Genomic DNA, 14,978 nt, shown 5'->3' on the forward strand with positions numbered 1-14,978 from the left:
CGCGCGCCCGGTGCGCGAACCCAGTACGAGAAGGCCGGTCTTTGACCGGCCTTCTGCCTTTGGGCGAGGCCCGGCCGGGATAATCCGCCGATGACCACCGACACCGCCGCATCCCCACGATCGCAGGCCGGGCGCGACGCGCTCGAGCTGCTGTCGTCGATGCGCTTCGCGATCTCGCTGCTCACGGTGATCTGCATCGCCTCGGTGATCGGCACCGTGGTCAAGCAGGGCGAGCCGGCCAACAACTACGTCAACCAGTTCGGGCCGTTCTGGGCCGAGGTGTTCGGCGCGGTGGGCCTGTACACCGTGTACAGCGCGCCGTGGTTCCTGCTGATCCTGGGCTTCCTGGTCGTCTCCACCAGCCTGTGCATCGTCCGCAACACGCCCAAGATCCTGACCGACCTGCGCGCGATGAAGGAGCAGGTGCGCGAGCAGGCACTGGCCGCCTTCCACCATCGCGCCAGCGGCGCGCGCCCGACCGAGCCGCCCGACGCGGCGCTGCAGCGCGTGTCGGCCTTGCTGCAGCGGGCCGGCTGGAAGGCCAAGGCCGAGGTGCGCCCGCACGGCACCATGGTGGCCGCGCGCAAGGGCGCGGCCAACAAGATCGGCTACCTCGCCGCGCATTCGGCCATCGTGCTGGTGTGCATCGGCGGCCTGCTCGACGGTGACCTGATCGTGCGCACGCAGATGGCCCTGCTGGGCAAGAGCGTGTATTCGGGCAGCGGCCTCGTCGGCGACGTCAAGCCCGAGCACCGGCTGTCGCCGGCCAACCCCACCTTCCGCGGCAACCTGATGGTGCCCGAAGGCCAGCGCGCCGGCACCGCCATCCTGTCGATGCCCAAGGGCGTGGTGCTGCAGGACCTGCCCTTCGACGTGGAGCTGAAGAAGTTCATCGTCGAGTACTACGCCACCGGCATGCCCAAGCTGTTCGCCAGCGAGATCGTGATCCACGATCACGAGACGAAGCAGGCGATCCCGGCCACGGTCAAGGTCAACGAGCCGGCCTTCCACCGCGGCGTGGCCATCTACCAGAGCAGCTTCGACGACGGCGGTTCGTCGCTGAAGCTGCGCGCGCTGCCGCTGGGCGCGCTCGGGCAGCCGTTCGACGTCGAGGGCGTGGTCGGCGGCAGCAGTGACCTCACCAGCGGCACCGACAAGCTCACGCTCGAATACACCGGTCTGCGCGTCATCAACGTCGAGAACCTGGGCGGCGAGACCGCGTCGTCCACCGACGTGCGCCGGGTCGACCTGGCCGCCACGCTGCAGGACCACCTCGGCTCGGGCGCCAAGTCGCGCACGAAGAAGGAACTGCGCAACGTCGGCCCGTCGGTCACCTACAAGCTGCGCGACTCGGCCGGCCAGGCGCGCGAGTTCCAGAACTACATGCTGCCGGTGGAACTCGACGGCCGGCGCGTGTTCCTGGCCGGCGTGCGCGACACGCCCAGCGAGCAGTTCCGCTACCTGCGCATCCCGGCCGACGACAAGGGCGAGCTGGACACCTGGGTCGGCCTGCGCCGCGCCCTCGACGATCCGCAGGCGCGCGCCGAGGCGGTGCGGCGCTACGTGGCGCAGGCCGCGCCGGCCGACCGCGCCGACATGGCCCAGCAGCTCGCCGCCACGGCCACGCGCGCGCTGGCGCTGTTCGCGGGCGCGGAGGCGCCGGCCAAGGACGCCGCCGCCGACGCCGCTCGCGGCGGCCTGCCCGCCCTGGGCCAGTTCATCGAGACCAGCGTGCCCGAAGCCGAGCGGGCCCGCATCTCCGACGTGCTGCTGCGCATCGTCAACGGCACGCTGTTCGAGCTGGCCAACCTCGCGCGCGAGAAGGCCGGTGCCGCCCCGATGGTGCCCGGAGACGCCGCCCAGGCCTTCATGACGCAAGCGGTGCTGGCGCTGTCGGACGCGCACTTCTACCCGGCGCCGCTGCTGTTCCAGCTGGCCGACTTCAAGCAGGTGCAGGCCAGCGTGTTCCAGGTGGCGCGCGCGCCGGGCAAGACCATCGTCTACCTCGGCTCGGTGCTGCTGATCGTCGGCATCTTCGCCATGCTCTACGTGCGGGAACGCCGCCTGTGGATCTGGATCGAAGCCGACGGCGCCGGCGGCAGCCGCCTGACCGCGGCCCTGTCGAGCAACCGCCGAACCCTCGACACCGACCTCGAGTTCGAACAGTTTCGACGGGCCCTGTGGCCCGAGGAGTCCACCGCATGAACACCACCACACTCACTCTCGGCGGCCCCGGCTACTGGGCACGCCGCACGGCCTGGGACTGGCTGTTCGCGCTGGCCGTGGTGGCGGGCGCGGGCTACGCCTTCTCCCGCTATTCCGGTTCGATGGACGGCTACGAGAAGGCCATCCTGCTGGGCGCCGTGCCCTCGGTGGTGGCACTGGGCTGGTTCTGGAGCGCGCTGCGCACGCTGTCGGTGGGCGTGGGCGCGGCAGCGCTGCTGGCCATCGCGCTGTACAGCCGCACCACCGACGGCTTCGGCGCCGACCTGGCGCAGGCCGACCACGTGTTCCTGCTCAAGTACTTCCTGTCGAGCCAGAGCGCGATCCTGTGGATGAGCGTGCTGTTCGTCATGAGCACGGTGTTCTACTGGATCGGCTTCTTCGCCAAGGCCGAGGACAACACCGCGCTGCGGCTGGGCAGCCATCTCGCCTGGGCCGCGGTGGCGATGGCGCTGGTGGGCACCCTGGTGCGCTGGTACGAAAGCCACCAGATCGCGCCGGACGTGGGCCACATCCCGGTGTCGAACCTGTACGAAGTGTTCGTCATGTTCTGCTGGATGACGGCCCTGTTCTACCTCTGGTTCGAGCAGCGCTACGCCACGCGCGCGCTGGGCGCGTTCGCGATGCTGATCGTCAGCGCCGCGGTCGGCTTCCTGGTCTGGTACACGGTGGCGCGCGAGGCGCACGAGATCCAGCCGCTGGTGCCGGCGCTGCAGAGCTGGTGGATGAAGCTGCACGTGCCCGCCAACTTCGTCGGCTACGGCACCTTCGCGATCGCCGCCATGGTGGCCTTCGCCTACCTGATCAAGCAGCAGGCCGACGAGACGCGCTGGTGGAAGCTGGCGCCGCTGTGGGCCCTGGGCGTGGTGCTGTGCTTCGAGCCCTTCGTGTTCCGCAAGGGGGGCGGCGGCATCGCCAACTACTGGGCGGTGTACTTCGGCGTGTCGGCGCTGATCGTCGGCGGCATCCTGGTCATGCGCAAGCGCATCGCGGCGCGCCTGCCGGCGTTCGACGTGCTCGACGACGTGATGTACAAGGCCATCGCGGTCGGCTTCGCGTTCTTCACCATCGCCACCATCCTGGGGGCGTTCTGGGCCGCCGAGGCCTGGGGCGGCTACTGGAGCTGGGACCCGAAGGAGACCTGGGCCCTGATCGTGTGGCTCAACTACGCCGCCTGGCTGCACATGCGCCTGATGAAGGGCCTGCGCGGCGCGGTGTCGGCGTGGTGGGCGCTGGTCGGCCTGGCCGTGACCACGTTCGCCTTCCTGGGCGTGAACATGTTCCTGTCCGGGCTGCATTCGTACGGCGAGCTCTGAAGTCCGGCCGCCGCCGGCCGACAATCCGACATGCCCTACGTGACCCGTGGCCCGGACGGCCGCATCGACGCCCTGCACCGCGACGCTCCCGGCCCCGGCGCCGAGCTGCTCGGCGCCGACCACCCGGAGGTGACGGCCTTCCTGGGCGGCGCCGACAGCGGCTTCGGCCGCCTCGACGCCGACTTCGTGCGCGTGCTCGAGGACGTGATCGACACGCTGATCGCGCGCAACGTCATCAACATCACCGACCTGCCCGATCAGGCCCAGGCCAAGCTGTTCGCCCGCAAGTCGTTCCGCGAGCGCGCGGTGCGCAACGCGCTGCGCCTGTTCGACGACGGCGGACCGGGCGACGTGATCAACGACACCCAGCTCGGCGGGCTGCGCTAGGCCGCTGCTGCTACCGCCGCCGCGACTAGGCGCGCGGCAGCACGATCATCGTCGAAGGGTCGAAGTCGACACCCACTTGCGCGCCGGCGTTCGGCGGCGCCGCGTCGTCCGGCACGAACAGCAGCAGCGTGCCCCAGGGCGTGTCGACCAGCACCTCGTGGTGGCTGCCGAGGTAGTCCACGCGATGGCAGGTGCCGTCCACGCGGCCGGCGCCGGCGGCGCACAGGCGCAGCCGGTGCGGTCGCAGCGCCAGCGTTGCCGGGCCCGTCGGCACCGGGTCGATCGCCAGGCGCACGCCGGCCGACACGAAGGTGCGGCCGCCGTCCACCACCTCGCCGTCCACGAGGTTGGCGTCGCCGATGAAGTCCGCCAGGAAGCGGCTGGCCGGGCGCTGGTACAGGTCCTGCGGCGTGCCCTGCTGCGCGATGCGGCCGGCCTCCATCACGATGATGCGGTCGGACACCGCGAGCGCCTCGGACTGGTCGTGCGTGACGTACACCACCGTGAGCTTGAGCGACTGCTGCAGCTCGCGGATCTCCTGGCGCACGCGCCGCCGAAGCTTGGCGTCCAGGTTGGACAGCGGTTCGTCGAACAGCAGCACCGCCGGCTCGAGCACCAGCGACCGTGCCACCGCCACGCGCTGCTGCTGGCCGCCCGACAGCTCGGAGGGCAGGCGCTTCTCCAGCCCGGCCAGGCCCAGCATCTGCAGCTTGGCATGCGCCAGCGCCTCGGCCTGCGCGCGCGACTTGCCCATCGACTGCGGGCCGTAGCAGGCGTTGTCCATCACCGTCATGTGCGGGAACAGCGCATAGGACTGGAACACCATGCTCACGTCGCGCTCGGCGGCCGACAGGCTGGTGACGTCCTTGCCGCCGATCAGGATGCGGCCGCCGCTGGCGGCTTCCAGGCCGGCCACCATGCGCAGCGTGGTGGTCTTGCCGCAGCCCGACGGGCCCAGCAGCGTGACCAGCGTGGCCGGCTCGATGGTGAAGGACACCGAGTCCACCGCGGTGACGCTGCCGTAGCGCTTGGTGACGTTGTCGAAGACGACGCCGCTCGGGTTCGCGTTCTTGTCGTTGCTCATGGCTCGTTTGCTTTCAGTGGCCCGTCACCAGCTCGGCCTGCGACCGGCGGCCGATTCGCACGCTGCCGGTCACCCGCTGCACCAGCAGCAGCACCAGCGACATGAAGACGATGAGCACCGTGGAATACGCGATCGCCAGCGGGTACTCGCCCGCCTCGACGCGGCCGATGATGTAGACAGTGGCCAGGTTGTACTTGGCCGTGGCCAGGAAGATCACCGCGCTGACGGCGGTCATCGCATGGGTGAAGGAGAAGATCAGCGTGGCCACGATCGCCGGCTTGAGCAGCGGCAGGATCACCTGGGTGAGCGTGCGCCAGGTCGACGCGCGCAGCGTGGCCGAGGCCTCGTCGAGCGACTTGTCGATCTGCGCCAGCGCCGCGATGCCGGTGCGCACGCCCACCGGCATGTTGCGGAACACGAAGCAGATGATCAGGATCGCGAGCCCGCCAGTCAGCTCCAGCGGCGCCACGTTGAACGCCACGATGTAGGCCACGCCGATCACCGTGCCCGGCACCGCGAAGCTCACCATCGTGAGGAACTCGAAGGCGCGCCGGCCGGCGAAGTTCTGGCGCGTGATCACGTAGGCCGACAGCAGGCCCACCACCGCCGTCAGCGGCGCGGCGATCGCCGCGACCTCCACCGTGGTGAAGAAGCTGTCCCAGGCCGAGCCCACCAGCACCGGCCAGCCGTTGCGGATCTCGATGCCGAAGCCGTCCTTGAAGTGCGCGATCACCGGGGTCATGTCGCCGCGGCCGATGTCCTTGACGAAGCCGCCCACCAGGATGACGGCGTAGCAGGCCAGCGTGAACACGATCCACGCCGTGCCGAAGGCCACGCAGCCGCGGCGCAGCCCGTCGGGCAGCGGCGCGGGCAGGCCCGAGTCGCCCTTGCCGCTGACCGTGACGTAGCTGGCCCGGCCCAGCCAGCGCTGCTGCAGCCAGAACGCCAGCAGCGTGAAGCCCAGCAGCACGGTGGCCAGCGCGGCGGCGCGACCGGGCTCGTGCTGGGCGCCGGCCACGGCGAAGAAGATCTTGGTCGACAGCACCTCGAAGTTGCCGGCCAGCACCACGGGGTTGCCGAAGTCGGCCAGGCTCTCGACGAAGCCGAGCAGGAAGCTGTTGGCCAGCGCCGGCCGCAGCAGCGGCCAGGTGACGGTGCGGAAGACTCGCGCGCGCGACGCGCGCAGGGTCTGCGCCGCCTCCTCCAGCGACGGGCTCACGGCGGCCAGCGCGCCGTGCAGGATCATGAAGGCGACCGGCGTGAAGGTGAGCAGCTGCGCGATCGTCACGCCGGTCAGGCCGTAGATCCAGCGCGAGCGCGGGATGTCGAAGGCCGCGTCGAGCCAGCCGGTGACCAGGCCGGTGCGGCCGAACAGCACCACCAGCGCCAGCGCGATGACGAAGGGCGGCGTGACGATGGGCAGCACCGCCATCACGCGGTACAGGCCCGAGAAGCGCTGCCCGCCGCGCTGCGCCGCCAGCGCCATCACCAGGCCGATGGCCGTGGTGCCGAAGCCGACGATGGTGGCCAGGATGACCGAGTTGATGGCCACGCCGCACTGCGTGCCGCCGCCCAGGCAGCCCAGGCCCCAGATGTCGGCCGCGAACAGCCGCTCCACCGCCACGCCGGGCGCGAAGCGGCCCTGCGCGTCGAGCACCGCAGCCAGCAGCGACTTGCCGACCGGGAAGAAGATGAACAGGCCGAGCATCGCCGCGATGGTCACGACGATGGTCGACACGGTCGGGTCGCTGACGAAGAAGCCGCAGCGCGCCAGGGCGCGCGCGAACATCACGGTCAGCACGAACAGCGCGGCATAGCGCACCACGCCGAAGGCTTCGCCACCGCCGACGAAGCCGTGCACCAGCAGCGCCACCGCGGCCGCGCCGGTGGCCGCGGCCACCAGGCGCCAGGGCATGGTGCCGCCGGGGACGAGTGCCGTCACTTGGGCAGCTTGCTGACCTCGTCGTCCCACTTCTTCAGCAGGCGCGTGCGCTCGGCCGACGAACCGTACTTGGCGAAGTCATAGTCGATGAGCTTGATCTGCGCCAGCTTGGGCGCCTGCTCGGGCACCGGCGCCTTCTTGTTGGACGGCACCTGGAAGCTGCGGACGCCACCACCGATGGCCTGCGCCTCGGGCGACAGCGCCCAGTCGTACCACTTGCGCGCGTTGGCCAGGTTCTTGGCGCCCTTGATGATGCTCATCGAGCCGATCTCGTAGCCCGTGCCTTCGCAGGGACTGACGATCTTGACCGGCGCGCCGCCCACGGCTTGCGTCACCGCGTCGTGCTGGAACGTGATGCCCACGAGGCTTTCGCCGGTGGCCGCCGCGCGGGCCGGCGCAGCGCCGCTCTTGGTGTACTGGTTGACGTTCCTGTGCAGCGCCTTGAGGTAGTCGAAGGCCTTCTGCTCGCCCATCAGCTGCACCAGGGTGGCCAGCATCGTGTACGACGTGCCCGACGAGTTCGGGTTGGCCACCTGCACCTCGTCCTTGAAGGCCGGTTTGGTCAGGTCGGCCCAGCACTTGGGCTCGGGGATCTTGCGCTTGGCCAGTTCCGGGGCGTTGTAGCTGTAGCCCAGCGCGCCGGCGTAAATGCCGACGGTGCGGAACTTCGACGCCTTGGCCTGGCGCACGGCCCAGTCCTGCAGTTCGTCCAGGCGCGGCGACACGTACGGGTCGGTCAGCGCCTCCTCGGCGGCCTGCAGGTGCGGGTCGCCCGTGCCGCCCCACCACACGTCGCCCTTGGGGTTGGCCGACTCAGCCTTGATCTGGGCATAGAACTCGCCCGAGCTCTTGCGCGTCATCAGCACCTTGATGCCGGTGGCCTTCTCGAAGGCGGCCACCATCGGGCGGCACCACTCTTCCTGCACGCTGCAGTACAGCACCAGCTCGCCCTGGGCCAGGGCGGGGGTGGCGGCAAACGGCGACACGGCGACAGCCGCAGCGGCCAGCCATTGACGGAACTTCATGGAGGTCTCCTGCAAGGAACTAGATCAGGGTGGCGACGCCGATGACCTGCGCCAGCGGCTGGGCCAGCGCGGCATTGGTGGCGACGAGCGGATTGCCCGAGTTCAAACCATCCCCGGCAAAGAAGTCATTGGTGAAACCCCCCGCTTCGCGCACCAGCAGCACGCCAGCCGCGCAGTCCCAGGAGTTGATGTGCAGTTCGCCATAGGCCTCGACGCGGCCGGCGGCCACGTCGGCCAGGCCCAGCGCGCCCGAGCCGGCGCGCCGCATGGCGCAGCCCGCGTCGAACACGCGGCGCACCAGGGCCAGGTAGTCGTCGGTGCTGCGGCGGGTGGACCAGCCGCACTCCACCGTGGCGGCGCGCAGATCGGCCACCGGGCTGACGCGGATGCGCTCGCCGTTCATCCAGGCGCCGGTGCCGAGACCGGCCCAGTACAGCCGGTCGTGCGACGGGTCGTGCAGTGCGCCCGCGGTGAGCACGCCGTGCGACATCAGGCCGATGGACACGCAGTAGTGGGCGATGCCACGCGCGTAGTTGGCCGTGCCGTCGATGGGGTCGACGATCCACAGGTGCTCGGCCTGCGCACCGCCGCTGGCGCCGTCCTCCTCGCCGAGCACGGCGTCGTCGGGGAAGCGTGCCGCGATGGCCTCGCGGATGAAGCGCTCGACCTTGGCGTCCATCTCGGTCACCTCGTCGTGGTGGCCTTTGTGGGACATGCCGGAGCGGCCGAAGCCGGTGTGCGCCAGCCGCCCGGCGTCGCGCGCCAGCTCGCAGCAGAATTCGAATCGGGTCATCGCCGGGCATCGTAGTGCAGGGCGCGGCCGCGGTCAGCGGGGCCAACCCGCAGCGCCGACCGCGCCGATACTCCACATCGCATGTTCGACATCCTGGCCGTCACCGGCCCGATCTTTCTGGCCATTGCCGCCGGCGCGGTCAGCACGCGCGCCGGCCTGTTCTCGCAGGACGACCTGCGCGTGATGGGCCGCTTCGTCATCAACCTGGCCCTGCCCTGCATGCTGTTCGACGCGGTGGCGCGCCAGCGCTTCGGCGACGTGCTCAACGGCAGCTACCTGCTGGCCTATGCGGCCGGCTCGCTCGCCGCGATGGCGCTGGGCTATGCGTGGGCGCGCCGCGTGGCGACGCAGGAGCCGGTCGCCGCCACCTACATGGCCATGGGCATGTGCTGTTCCAACAGCGGCTACGTCGGCTTCCCGATCCTGCTGCTGGCGCTGCCCGAAGTGGCCGGCGCGGCGCTGGCGCTGAACGTGGTGGTGGAGAACTTCCTCGTGCTGCCGATCCTGCTCGCCCTGGCCGAGCGCGGCCGGGGCCCGACCGGCCGCTGGCATCAGGCCGTGGGCCAGTCGCTGCGCCGGCTGGCGGTCAACCCGCTGGTGATCGGCCTGGGGCTGGGGCTGGTGTTCTCGCTGTTCGAGTGGCGCCTGCCCGCGCCGGCCGGGCGCACGGTCACGCTGTTCGGCCAGGCCAGCAGCGTGCTGTCGCTGTTCGTCATCGGCGGCACGCTGGCCGCGGCCCGCCTGCACGGCGTGGGGTCGATCGCCGCCACGGTGGTGGCCGGCAAGCTGCTGCTGCATCCGCTGCTGGTGACGGGCGCGCTGGCGCTGGTGGCCGCCGCCGGCATGACGCCGCTGCCGCGCGACCTGCACGCCGCGGCGATCCTGCTGGCCGGCATGCCGATGATGGGCATCTTCCCGCTGCTGGCCATGCGCCATGGCCACGAACGCATGGCCGCAGCGGCGCTGCTGGGTGCCACCGTGGCGTCGTTCTTCACGCTCAACGCCATGCTCTGGGCGCTCAGGCACGGCCTGGCTGGCTGAGCCGGCGCGCGCCGCGCCCGGTGCGCGTCAGAGCGTCACCCCGCGCCGCGCCGCCATCTCGCGTCCCATCGCAGCCTGCGCCGCGGCATCGAGCAACACTCGCGCGGGCGCGAACACCTGCGTGTCCTCGAACGCCGCATGCGCGCGATAGGCAGCGCAGAAGGCGGCCCAGCCGTCTCGTTGCGGATCAGGCACGGTGGTGCTGTCCGCCAGCGCCTGCAGCCCCGGACGCAGTGCGACCCAGGCCGCCACCAGGGCCGCGTGCTCGGCCACGACCCGATCGGCCAGCCCGCCCTGCCCCGCCGCGCGCAGCGCCGGCAGCACATGGCGCTCCTCGTCCTGGTGGTGATGCGGCGCCGCAAGGTCGAAGTAGCGCAGCACGTCGCGCGCCGCGTCGCGGGCCGCGGCGTCGGCGCCATGCGCCGGCAGGTGCGCCGCCAGGCGCTCCAGCAACGCGAGCGAGCGCTCCACGCGGTCGTGGCAGGCCGCCAGCATGTCGAACGGCGCATCGAAGCCGGCGGCGGGCGCGGCGTGGAGCATCGGCAGGGTCGGGGCCATCGCGCCACGATAGCGCGTCGGGACAGGCGCCTAGTCGCTGGTGATCTTGCGCTCGGCGATGATGCGCTTCCACTTGGCCAGGTCGTCGGCCACCATCTGCGTCATCTGCTGCGGCGTGCCGCCCACCGGCTCGATGCCGAAGGTGGACAGCCGGGCGCGCAGCTCGGGCTGCGCGATCACGCTGTTGACGGCGGCATTGATGCGCTGCACCTGGTCGGCCGGCAGGCCGCGCGGGCCGTACAGGCCGAACCAGGTGTTGGACTCGAAGCCCGGCAGCGTGTCGGCCACCGACGGCAGCTCGGGCGCCAGCGGGCTGCGCTTGAGCGAGGTGACCGCCAGCGCCCGCAGGCGCTTGTCGCGCACGTGCGCCAGCCCGGTGGGCAGCGAGTCGAACATCACGTCGAGGTTGCCGGTGACCAGGTCCGGGATCGCCAGCGCCGTGCCCTTGTAGGGGATGTGAGTGACGAAGATGCCGGCCTGGGCCTTGAACAGCTCCGCGGTCAGCTGGACGATGGTGCCGTTGCCGCTGGAGCCGTAGTTCATGCGGCCCGGCTGCCGGCGCGCCAGCTCGATCCACTCCTTGACGCTCTGCGCTGGCGAGCTGTTGGGCACCAGCATCAGGCTCGGCGCGTTGCCCACGTGCACGATGGGCGTGAAGTCGCGCACCGTGTCGTAGGGCAGGCGCACCGACAGCGCCGGGCCGATGGCATGCGTGCTCGACGTGGCCAGCAGCAGCGTCAGCCCGTCGGCCGGCGCCTTGGCCACGATGTCCGCACCCAGGCTGCCCCCGGCGCCGGGCTTGTTGTCGACCACCAGATTGGCGCCCAGCGCCTCGCCCAGCCGGGTCTGCAGCGCGCGCGCGAACAGGTCGGTCGCGCCGCCCGCCGGGAACGGCACGACCAGGCGCACGGTGCGGGGCGCCGACTGCGCCCGGGCGGGCGCGGACAAGGCGCCGGGGACGGCCGACGCGGCGAGGACTCGGAGAAACTGTTGGCGGTTCATGGCGCGAGGGCACCCGCATCGGTGCGCGGGCGGCAGGAAGCAGGGGTGCCCTGATTTGATCACGCGGTTCCACCCCCGGGATCCGCCGTCCGGCGCACGACCTGTCGATCGGTCGCATCGCGGTGCTGGCGCCGTGCGACGATGCGGCAGCATCGCGCCGCACCGGTTTCGAGCCGGCGCCACGCCCCCAAACACCCCAGGAGTGCCCTCCTTGCGACCCCATCGCCCTGCCCGACCCCTGCCCGCCCTCGCGATGCGCCCCCGCAGCCTGCCCTGGCTGCTGGCCGGCCTGCCCGTGTTGCTGGCCTGGCCCGTCCAGGCCCAGGACGTCGCCGGCCCCGGCGCCGGCGACACACCGTCGCCGCAGCCCGGCAGCGCGCAGCGCATCGAGATCAGCGGTCGGCTGAGCACCACCGAGCTGCGGCGCACCTCGCGCATCGCCAAACAGATCTACGGCCGCGAGGAGCTCGACCAGTTCGGCGATACCAATGCGCTGGACGTGATGCGGCGGCTGCCCGGCGTGAACGTCGGCGCGGGCGGCCCGCGCATGCGCGGGCTGGGTGCGGGCTACACGCAGATCCTGATCAACGGCGACCCGATGCCGCAGGGCTTCGCGCTCGACCAGCTCAGTCCGTCCCAGATCGAGCGCATCGAGGTGCTGCGCGCGCCCACGGCCGACCAGAGCGCTCAGGCCATCGCCGGCACGATCAACATCATCCTGAAGGAAGCGCCGCGGCGCTCGCAGCGCGACCTGCGCGTCGGCGTGTCCGACGGCACCGAGCGGCCGATGGGCAACGTGAACCTGACGCTGGGCGAGTCGCGCGGCGGGCTTTCCGGGTCGCTGCCGGTGTCGCTGTTCGAATGGCGGCGCGAGAACCGCAACACCATCGAGCGCCGCATGCCCGGCACCGACGGAGCCCCCGCGCAGGCCGAGCAGGAAGGCGACCAGCTCGTCTGGGGCTGGGGCTACAACCTCGCGCCGCGCCTGAACTGGAAGATCGACGACGCGCAGACGCTGTCGCTGTCGACCTTCTTCCAGAAGGGCTACTGGAACAACCGCACCGAGTACGACACGCGCGTGATCGCCGGCAACCCGGTGCTCGACGACGACCAGGCCCAGAACGGCACCTGGCAGAACCGCCGGGCCAACCTGAACTGGGTCAACCGCTTCCACCCGGACCAGAGCCTGGAGGTGCGCAGCGGCCTGTCGCAGTCGCGCTGGAACTTCGACTCGCGCAACCTGCGCCAGGGCGCGGTGTTCCAGCAGTCCGTCGGCGGCGGCGACGACGACGGCATCACGCTGAGCGGCAAGTACAGCCTGCTGCTGGGCGAGGCGCACGGCCTGACCGCCGGCTGGGACCTGGAGTCGCGCGACCGCACCGAGCGGCGCACCGTCACCGAGCAGGGGCAGCCCGTGCTGCCGTCGTTCGAAGGCCAGCCCTTCGACGCGCGCGTGCGGCGCCAGGCGTTCTTCGCGCAGGACGAGTGGGAGATCTCGCCGCAGTGGCAGGCCTACCTGGGCCTGCGCCACGAGCGCATCCGCACCGACAGCCGCGACAGCACCGCCACCGTGAGCAACACCAGCAGCGTGTTGTCGCCGCTGCTGCACCTGACCTACAAATTCGACGCCAAGGGACGCGACATGGTGCGGGCCAGCCTCACGCGCAGCTACCGGGCCCCGGGCATCGGCACCCTGCTGGCGCGGCCCTCGGTGTCGGGCCTGTACACCGACACCAACGCGCCCAACACCGAGCTGGCACCCGACCGCGTCGGCAATCCGGCACTGGCGCCCGAGCTGGCCACCGGGCTGGACATCGCCTTCGAGAAGTACCTGCCGGGTGGCGCGATGTGGAGCGTGGGCCTGTTCCATCGCCGCATCACCGACCTGATCCGCAACGTCACGACGCTGCAGACCGTGCCCTGGGCCACGGTGCCGCGCTGGGTGTCGCAGCCGCAGAACTTCTCGTCGGCCACCACCAGCGGCATCGAGCTCGAGGCCAAGGGCCGCGCCGCCGAGCTGCTGCCGGCGCTGGTGGACAAGGCCAGCCCGCTGAACCTGCGCGCGTCGCTGAACCTGTACCGGTCGAAGGTGGACGCGCTGCCCGGTCCCGACAACCGGCTCGACGGCCAGCAGCCGTGGAGCGCGACCTTCGGCTTCGACCGGCGCATCACGGGCCTGCCGCTCACCGTGGGCGGCAGCCTGAGCCTGAACCCGCCCTACGACACCCAGCTCACGCTCGACCAGACCTCGCGCCGCTCGCGCACGCACACGGTCGACCTGTACGGGCTGTGGGTGTTCCGGCCCGGCCTGTCGCTGCGCGTGGCGGTGGCCGAGGGGGCGCAGCCCTTCGGCCCGCCCAACGGCAGCACCACCACGCTGCTGACCAACGGCGACTTCTCGCGCGTCGAGCGCAAGACCGGGCCGCAGGTCAACCTGTCGATGGACATCCGGCTGTAGGCGCCGGGCGACGCCTCGGCGCGGCTCAGTCCACCTTGGCGCCCGAGGCCTTCACGACGCCGGCCCACTTGCGGGTCTCGGCGTCGATGTAGGCCGCGAACTCGGTGCTGCCGATGCCGCTCGGGATCGCGCCCTGCGACAGCAGCCGCTCCTTCAGCGCCGGCGACGACAGCGCCTTGGCGGTCTCCTGCTGCAGCCGGTCGACCACGTCCTTCGGCGTGCCCGCGGGCGCCAGCAGCCCGAACCACGACGTGGCCTCGTAGCCCTTGAGCGCGGCACCGCCGGCCTCGGCGATGGTCGGCAGCTCGGGCAGCGCGGCCGAGCGCTGCGCGCTGGTGACCGCCAGCGCCTTGAGCTTGCCCGAGCGGATGTGCGGCATCGCGCTGGGCAGGTTGTCGAACATCAGGTCCATGCTCCCGCCCATCAGGTCCAGCAGCGCCGGGCCCGAGCCGCGGTAGGGGAAGTGGACCATGAAGCTGCCGGTCAGGGTCTTGAACAGCTCGCCGGCGAGGTGGATCGACGTGCCGTTGCCCGAACTGGCCATGTTGAAGCGGCCCGGGTTGGCCCTGGCCGCGCGGGTGAAGTCGGCCACGGTCTGGATGCCGTGCTTCTGCGCGAAGGCGGGGTTGAGCACCAGCACGTTGGGCACGCCGGCCACCAGCACCACGGGCACGAAGTCCTTCACGTGGTCATAGGGCATCTTCGGGTACAGCGACGGGTTGATCGCATGCGTGCCCACCGTGCCCATCACCAGCGTGTAGCCGTCGGCCGGCGCCTTGGCCACCTCGGCGGCGCCGAGGTTGCCGCCCGCGCCGCCCCGGTTGTCGACGACGAAGGGCTGGCCGAACGCGCGCTGCAGCTCGGGCGCGAGCGCCCGCGCCAGGATGTCCGTGGTGCCGGCGGCGGCGAACGGCACGACGATGCGCACCGGCTTGTTCGGCCACGCGGCCTGGGCGGCGGCCAGGCCCGGCAGTGCGGCGGCGGCCAGGGCGAGCAGGAGGCGGCGTTGCAGGGTGGTCATCGTGGGCCTCGCGTCGATGGATGCCCCGAGTGTGCCGCCGCGGCCGCGCGGCCGCGTCAGCGCCGGTTCGGTCGTATTCACCATTGCACGATCCGCAGCGGGCCGCTAAAAGGTCGGTGCCCCTTCCA

At 71.3% G+C, this 14,978-nt stretch carries 12 protein-coding genes; 5 read left to right on the forward strand and 7 right to left on the reverse strand.

The window, feature by feature from the left end:
• Positions 1 to 90 precede the first annotated feature (90 nt).
• From AC2EAQ_RS08955 to AC2EAQ_RS08965, 3 genes are read left to right on the forward strand one after another with little or no spacing between them, the layout of a single operon-like run.
• A complete protein-coding gene (locus AC2EAQ_RS08955) occupies positions 91 to 2,205 on the forward strand; it encodes a cytochrome c biogenesis protein ResB (RefSeq protein WP_484642353.1) in 2,115 nt (704 codons plus the stop codon).
• Entirely contained in the window at positions 2,202 to 3,539 is a 1,338-nt protein-coding gene (gene ccsB / locus AC2EAQ_RS08960; RefSeq protein ID WP_484642355.1) for a c-type cytochrome biogenesis protein CcsB, read from the forward strand. Before AC2EAQ_RS08955 ends, ccsB begins: the two co-directional genes overlap by 4 nt.
• 30 nt (positions 3,540 to 3,569) lie before the next feature.
• Positions 3,570 to 3,926 (forward strand): hypothetical protein, encoded by a 357-nt coding sequence (locus tag AC2EAQ_RS08965; protein WP_484642357.1) that lies wholly within the window; start codon positions 3,570 to 3,572, stop codon positions 3,924 to 3,926.
• Between the two features lie 25 nt (positions 3,927 to 3,951).
• Here the strand turns inward: AC2EAQ_RS08965 and AC2EAQ_RS08970 are convergent, their stop codons facing one another.
• The 4 genes from AC2EAQ_RS08970 to AC2EAQ_RS08985 are packed head-to-tail and all read right to left on the reverse strand — an operon-like array spanning position 3,952 to position 8,770.
• Positions 3,952 to 5,010 (reverse strand): ABC transporter ATP-binding protein, encoded by a 1,059-nt coding sequence (locus AC2EAQ_RS08970; RefSeq protein ID WP_484642359.1) that lies wholly within the window; start codon positions 5,008 to 5,010, stop codon positions 3,952 to 3,954.
• 13 nt (positions 5,011 to 5,023) lie between these two features.
• Positions 5,024 to 6,952, reverse strand: a complete 1,929-nt coding sequence (locus AC2EAQ_RS08975; RefSeq protein WP_484642362.1) for an ABC transporter permease — start codon at positions 6,950 to 6,952, stop codon at positions 5,024 to 5,026.
• Complete coding sequence (locus AC2EAQ_RS08980) at positions 6,949 to 7,977, reverse strand: ABC transporter substrate-binding protein (RefSeq protein WP_484642364.1); 1,029 nt, start codon at positions 7,975 to 7,977, stop codon at positions 6,949 to 6,951. Before AC2EAQ_RS08980 ends, AC2EAQ_RS08975 begins: the two co-directional genes overlap by 4 nt.
• Before the next feature lie 19 nt (positions 7,978 to 7,996).
• A complete protein-coding gene (locus AC2EAQ_RS08985; protein WP_484642366.1) occupies positions 7,997 to 8,770 on the reverse strand; it encodes an inositol monophosphatase family protein in 774 nt (257 codons plus the stop codon).
• An 81-nt stretch (positions 8,771 to 8,851) separates the two neighbouring features.
• Between AC2EAQ_RS08985 and AC2EAQ_RS08990 the strand changes: the two genes are divergently transcribed.
• Entirely contained in the window at positions 8,852 to 9,811 is a 960-nt protein-coding gene (locus AC2EAQ_RS08990) for an AEC family transporter (RefSeq protein WP_484642368.1), read from the forward strand.
• 27 nt (positions 9,812 to 9,838) lie between these two features.
• Here the strand turns inward: AC2EAQ_RS08990 and AC2EAQ_RS08995 are convergent, their stop codons facing one another.
• Positions 9,839 to 10,369, reverse strand: a complete 531-nt coding sequence (locus tag AC2EAQ_RS08995; RefSeq protein ID WP_484642370.1) for a hemerythrin domain-containing protein — start codon at positions 10,367 to 10,369, stop codon at positions 9,839 to 9,841.
• A 30-nt stretch (positions 10,370 to 10,399) separates the two neighbouring features.
• On the reverse strand, positions 10,400 to 11,371 hold the full coding sequence (locus tag AC2EAQ_RS09000) for a Bug family tripartite tricarboxylate transporter substrate binding protein (RefSeq protein ID WP_484642372.1): 972 nt from the start codon (positions 11,369 to 11,371) through the stop codon (positions 10,400 to 10,402).
• Positions 11,372 to 11,624: 253 nt separating this feature from the next.
• Between AC2EAQ_RS09000 and AC2EAQ_RS09005 the strand changes: the two genes are divergently transcribed.
• Entirely contained in the window at positions 11,625 to 13,829 is a 2,205-nt protein-coding gene (locus AC2EAQ_RS09005; protein ID WP_484642374.1) for a TonB-dependent receptor plug domain-containing protein, read from the forward strand.
• A 25-nt stretch (positions 13,830 to 13,854) separates the two neighbouring features.
• Here the strand turns inward: AC2EAQ_RS09005 and AC2EAQ_RS09010 are convergent, their stop codons facing one another.
• The gene (locus AC2EAQ_RS09010; protein WP_484642377.1) at positions 13,855 to 14,850 is read right to left on the reverse strand and encodes a tripartite tricarboxylate transporter substrate binding protein; all 996 of its coding nucleotides are present in this window, start codon (positions 14,848 to 14,850) and stop codon (positions 13,855 to 13,857) included.
• Between the last annotated feature and the right edge of the window lie 128 nt (positions 14,851 to 14,978).

The sequence above is a fragment of the Aquabacterium sp. T101 genome (genome assembly GCF_057219775.1).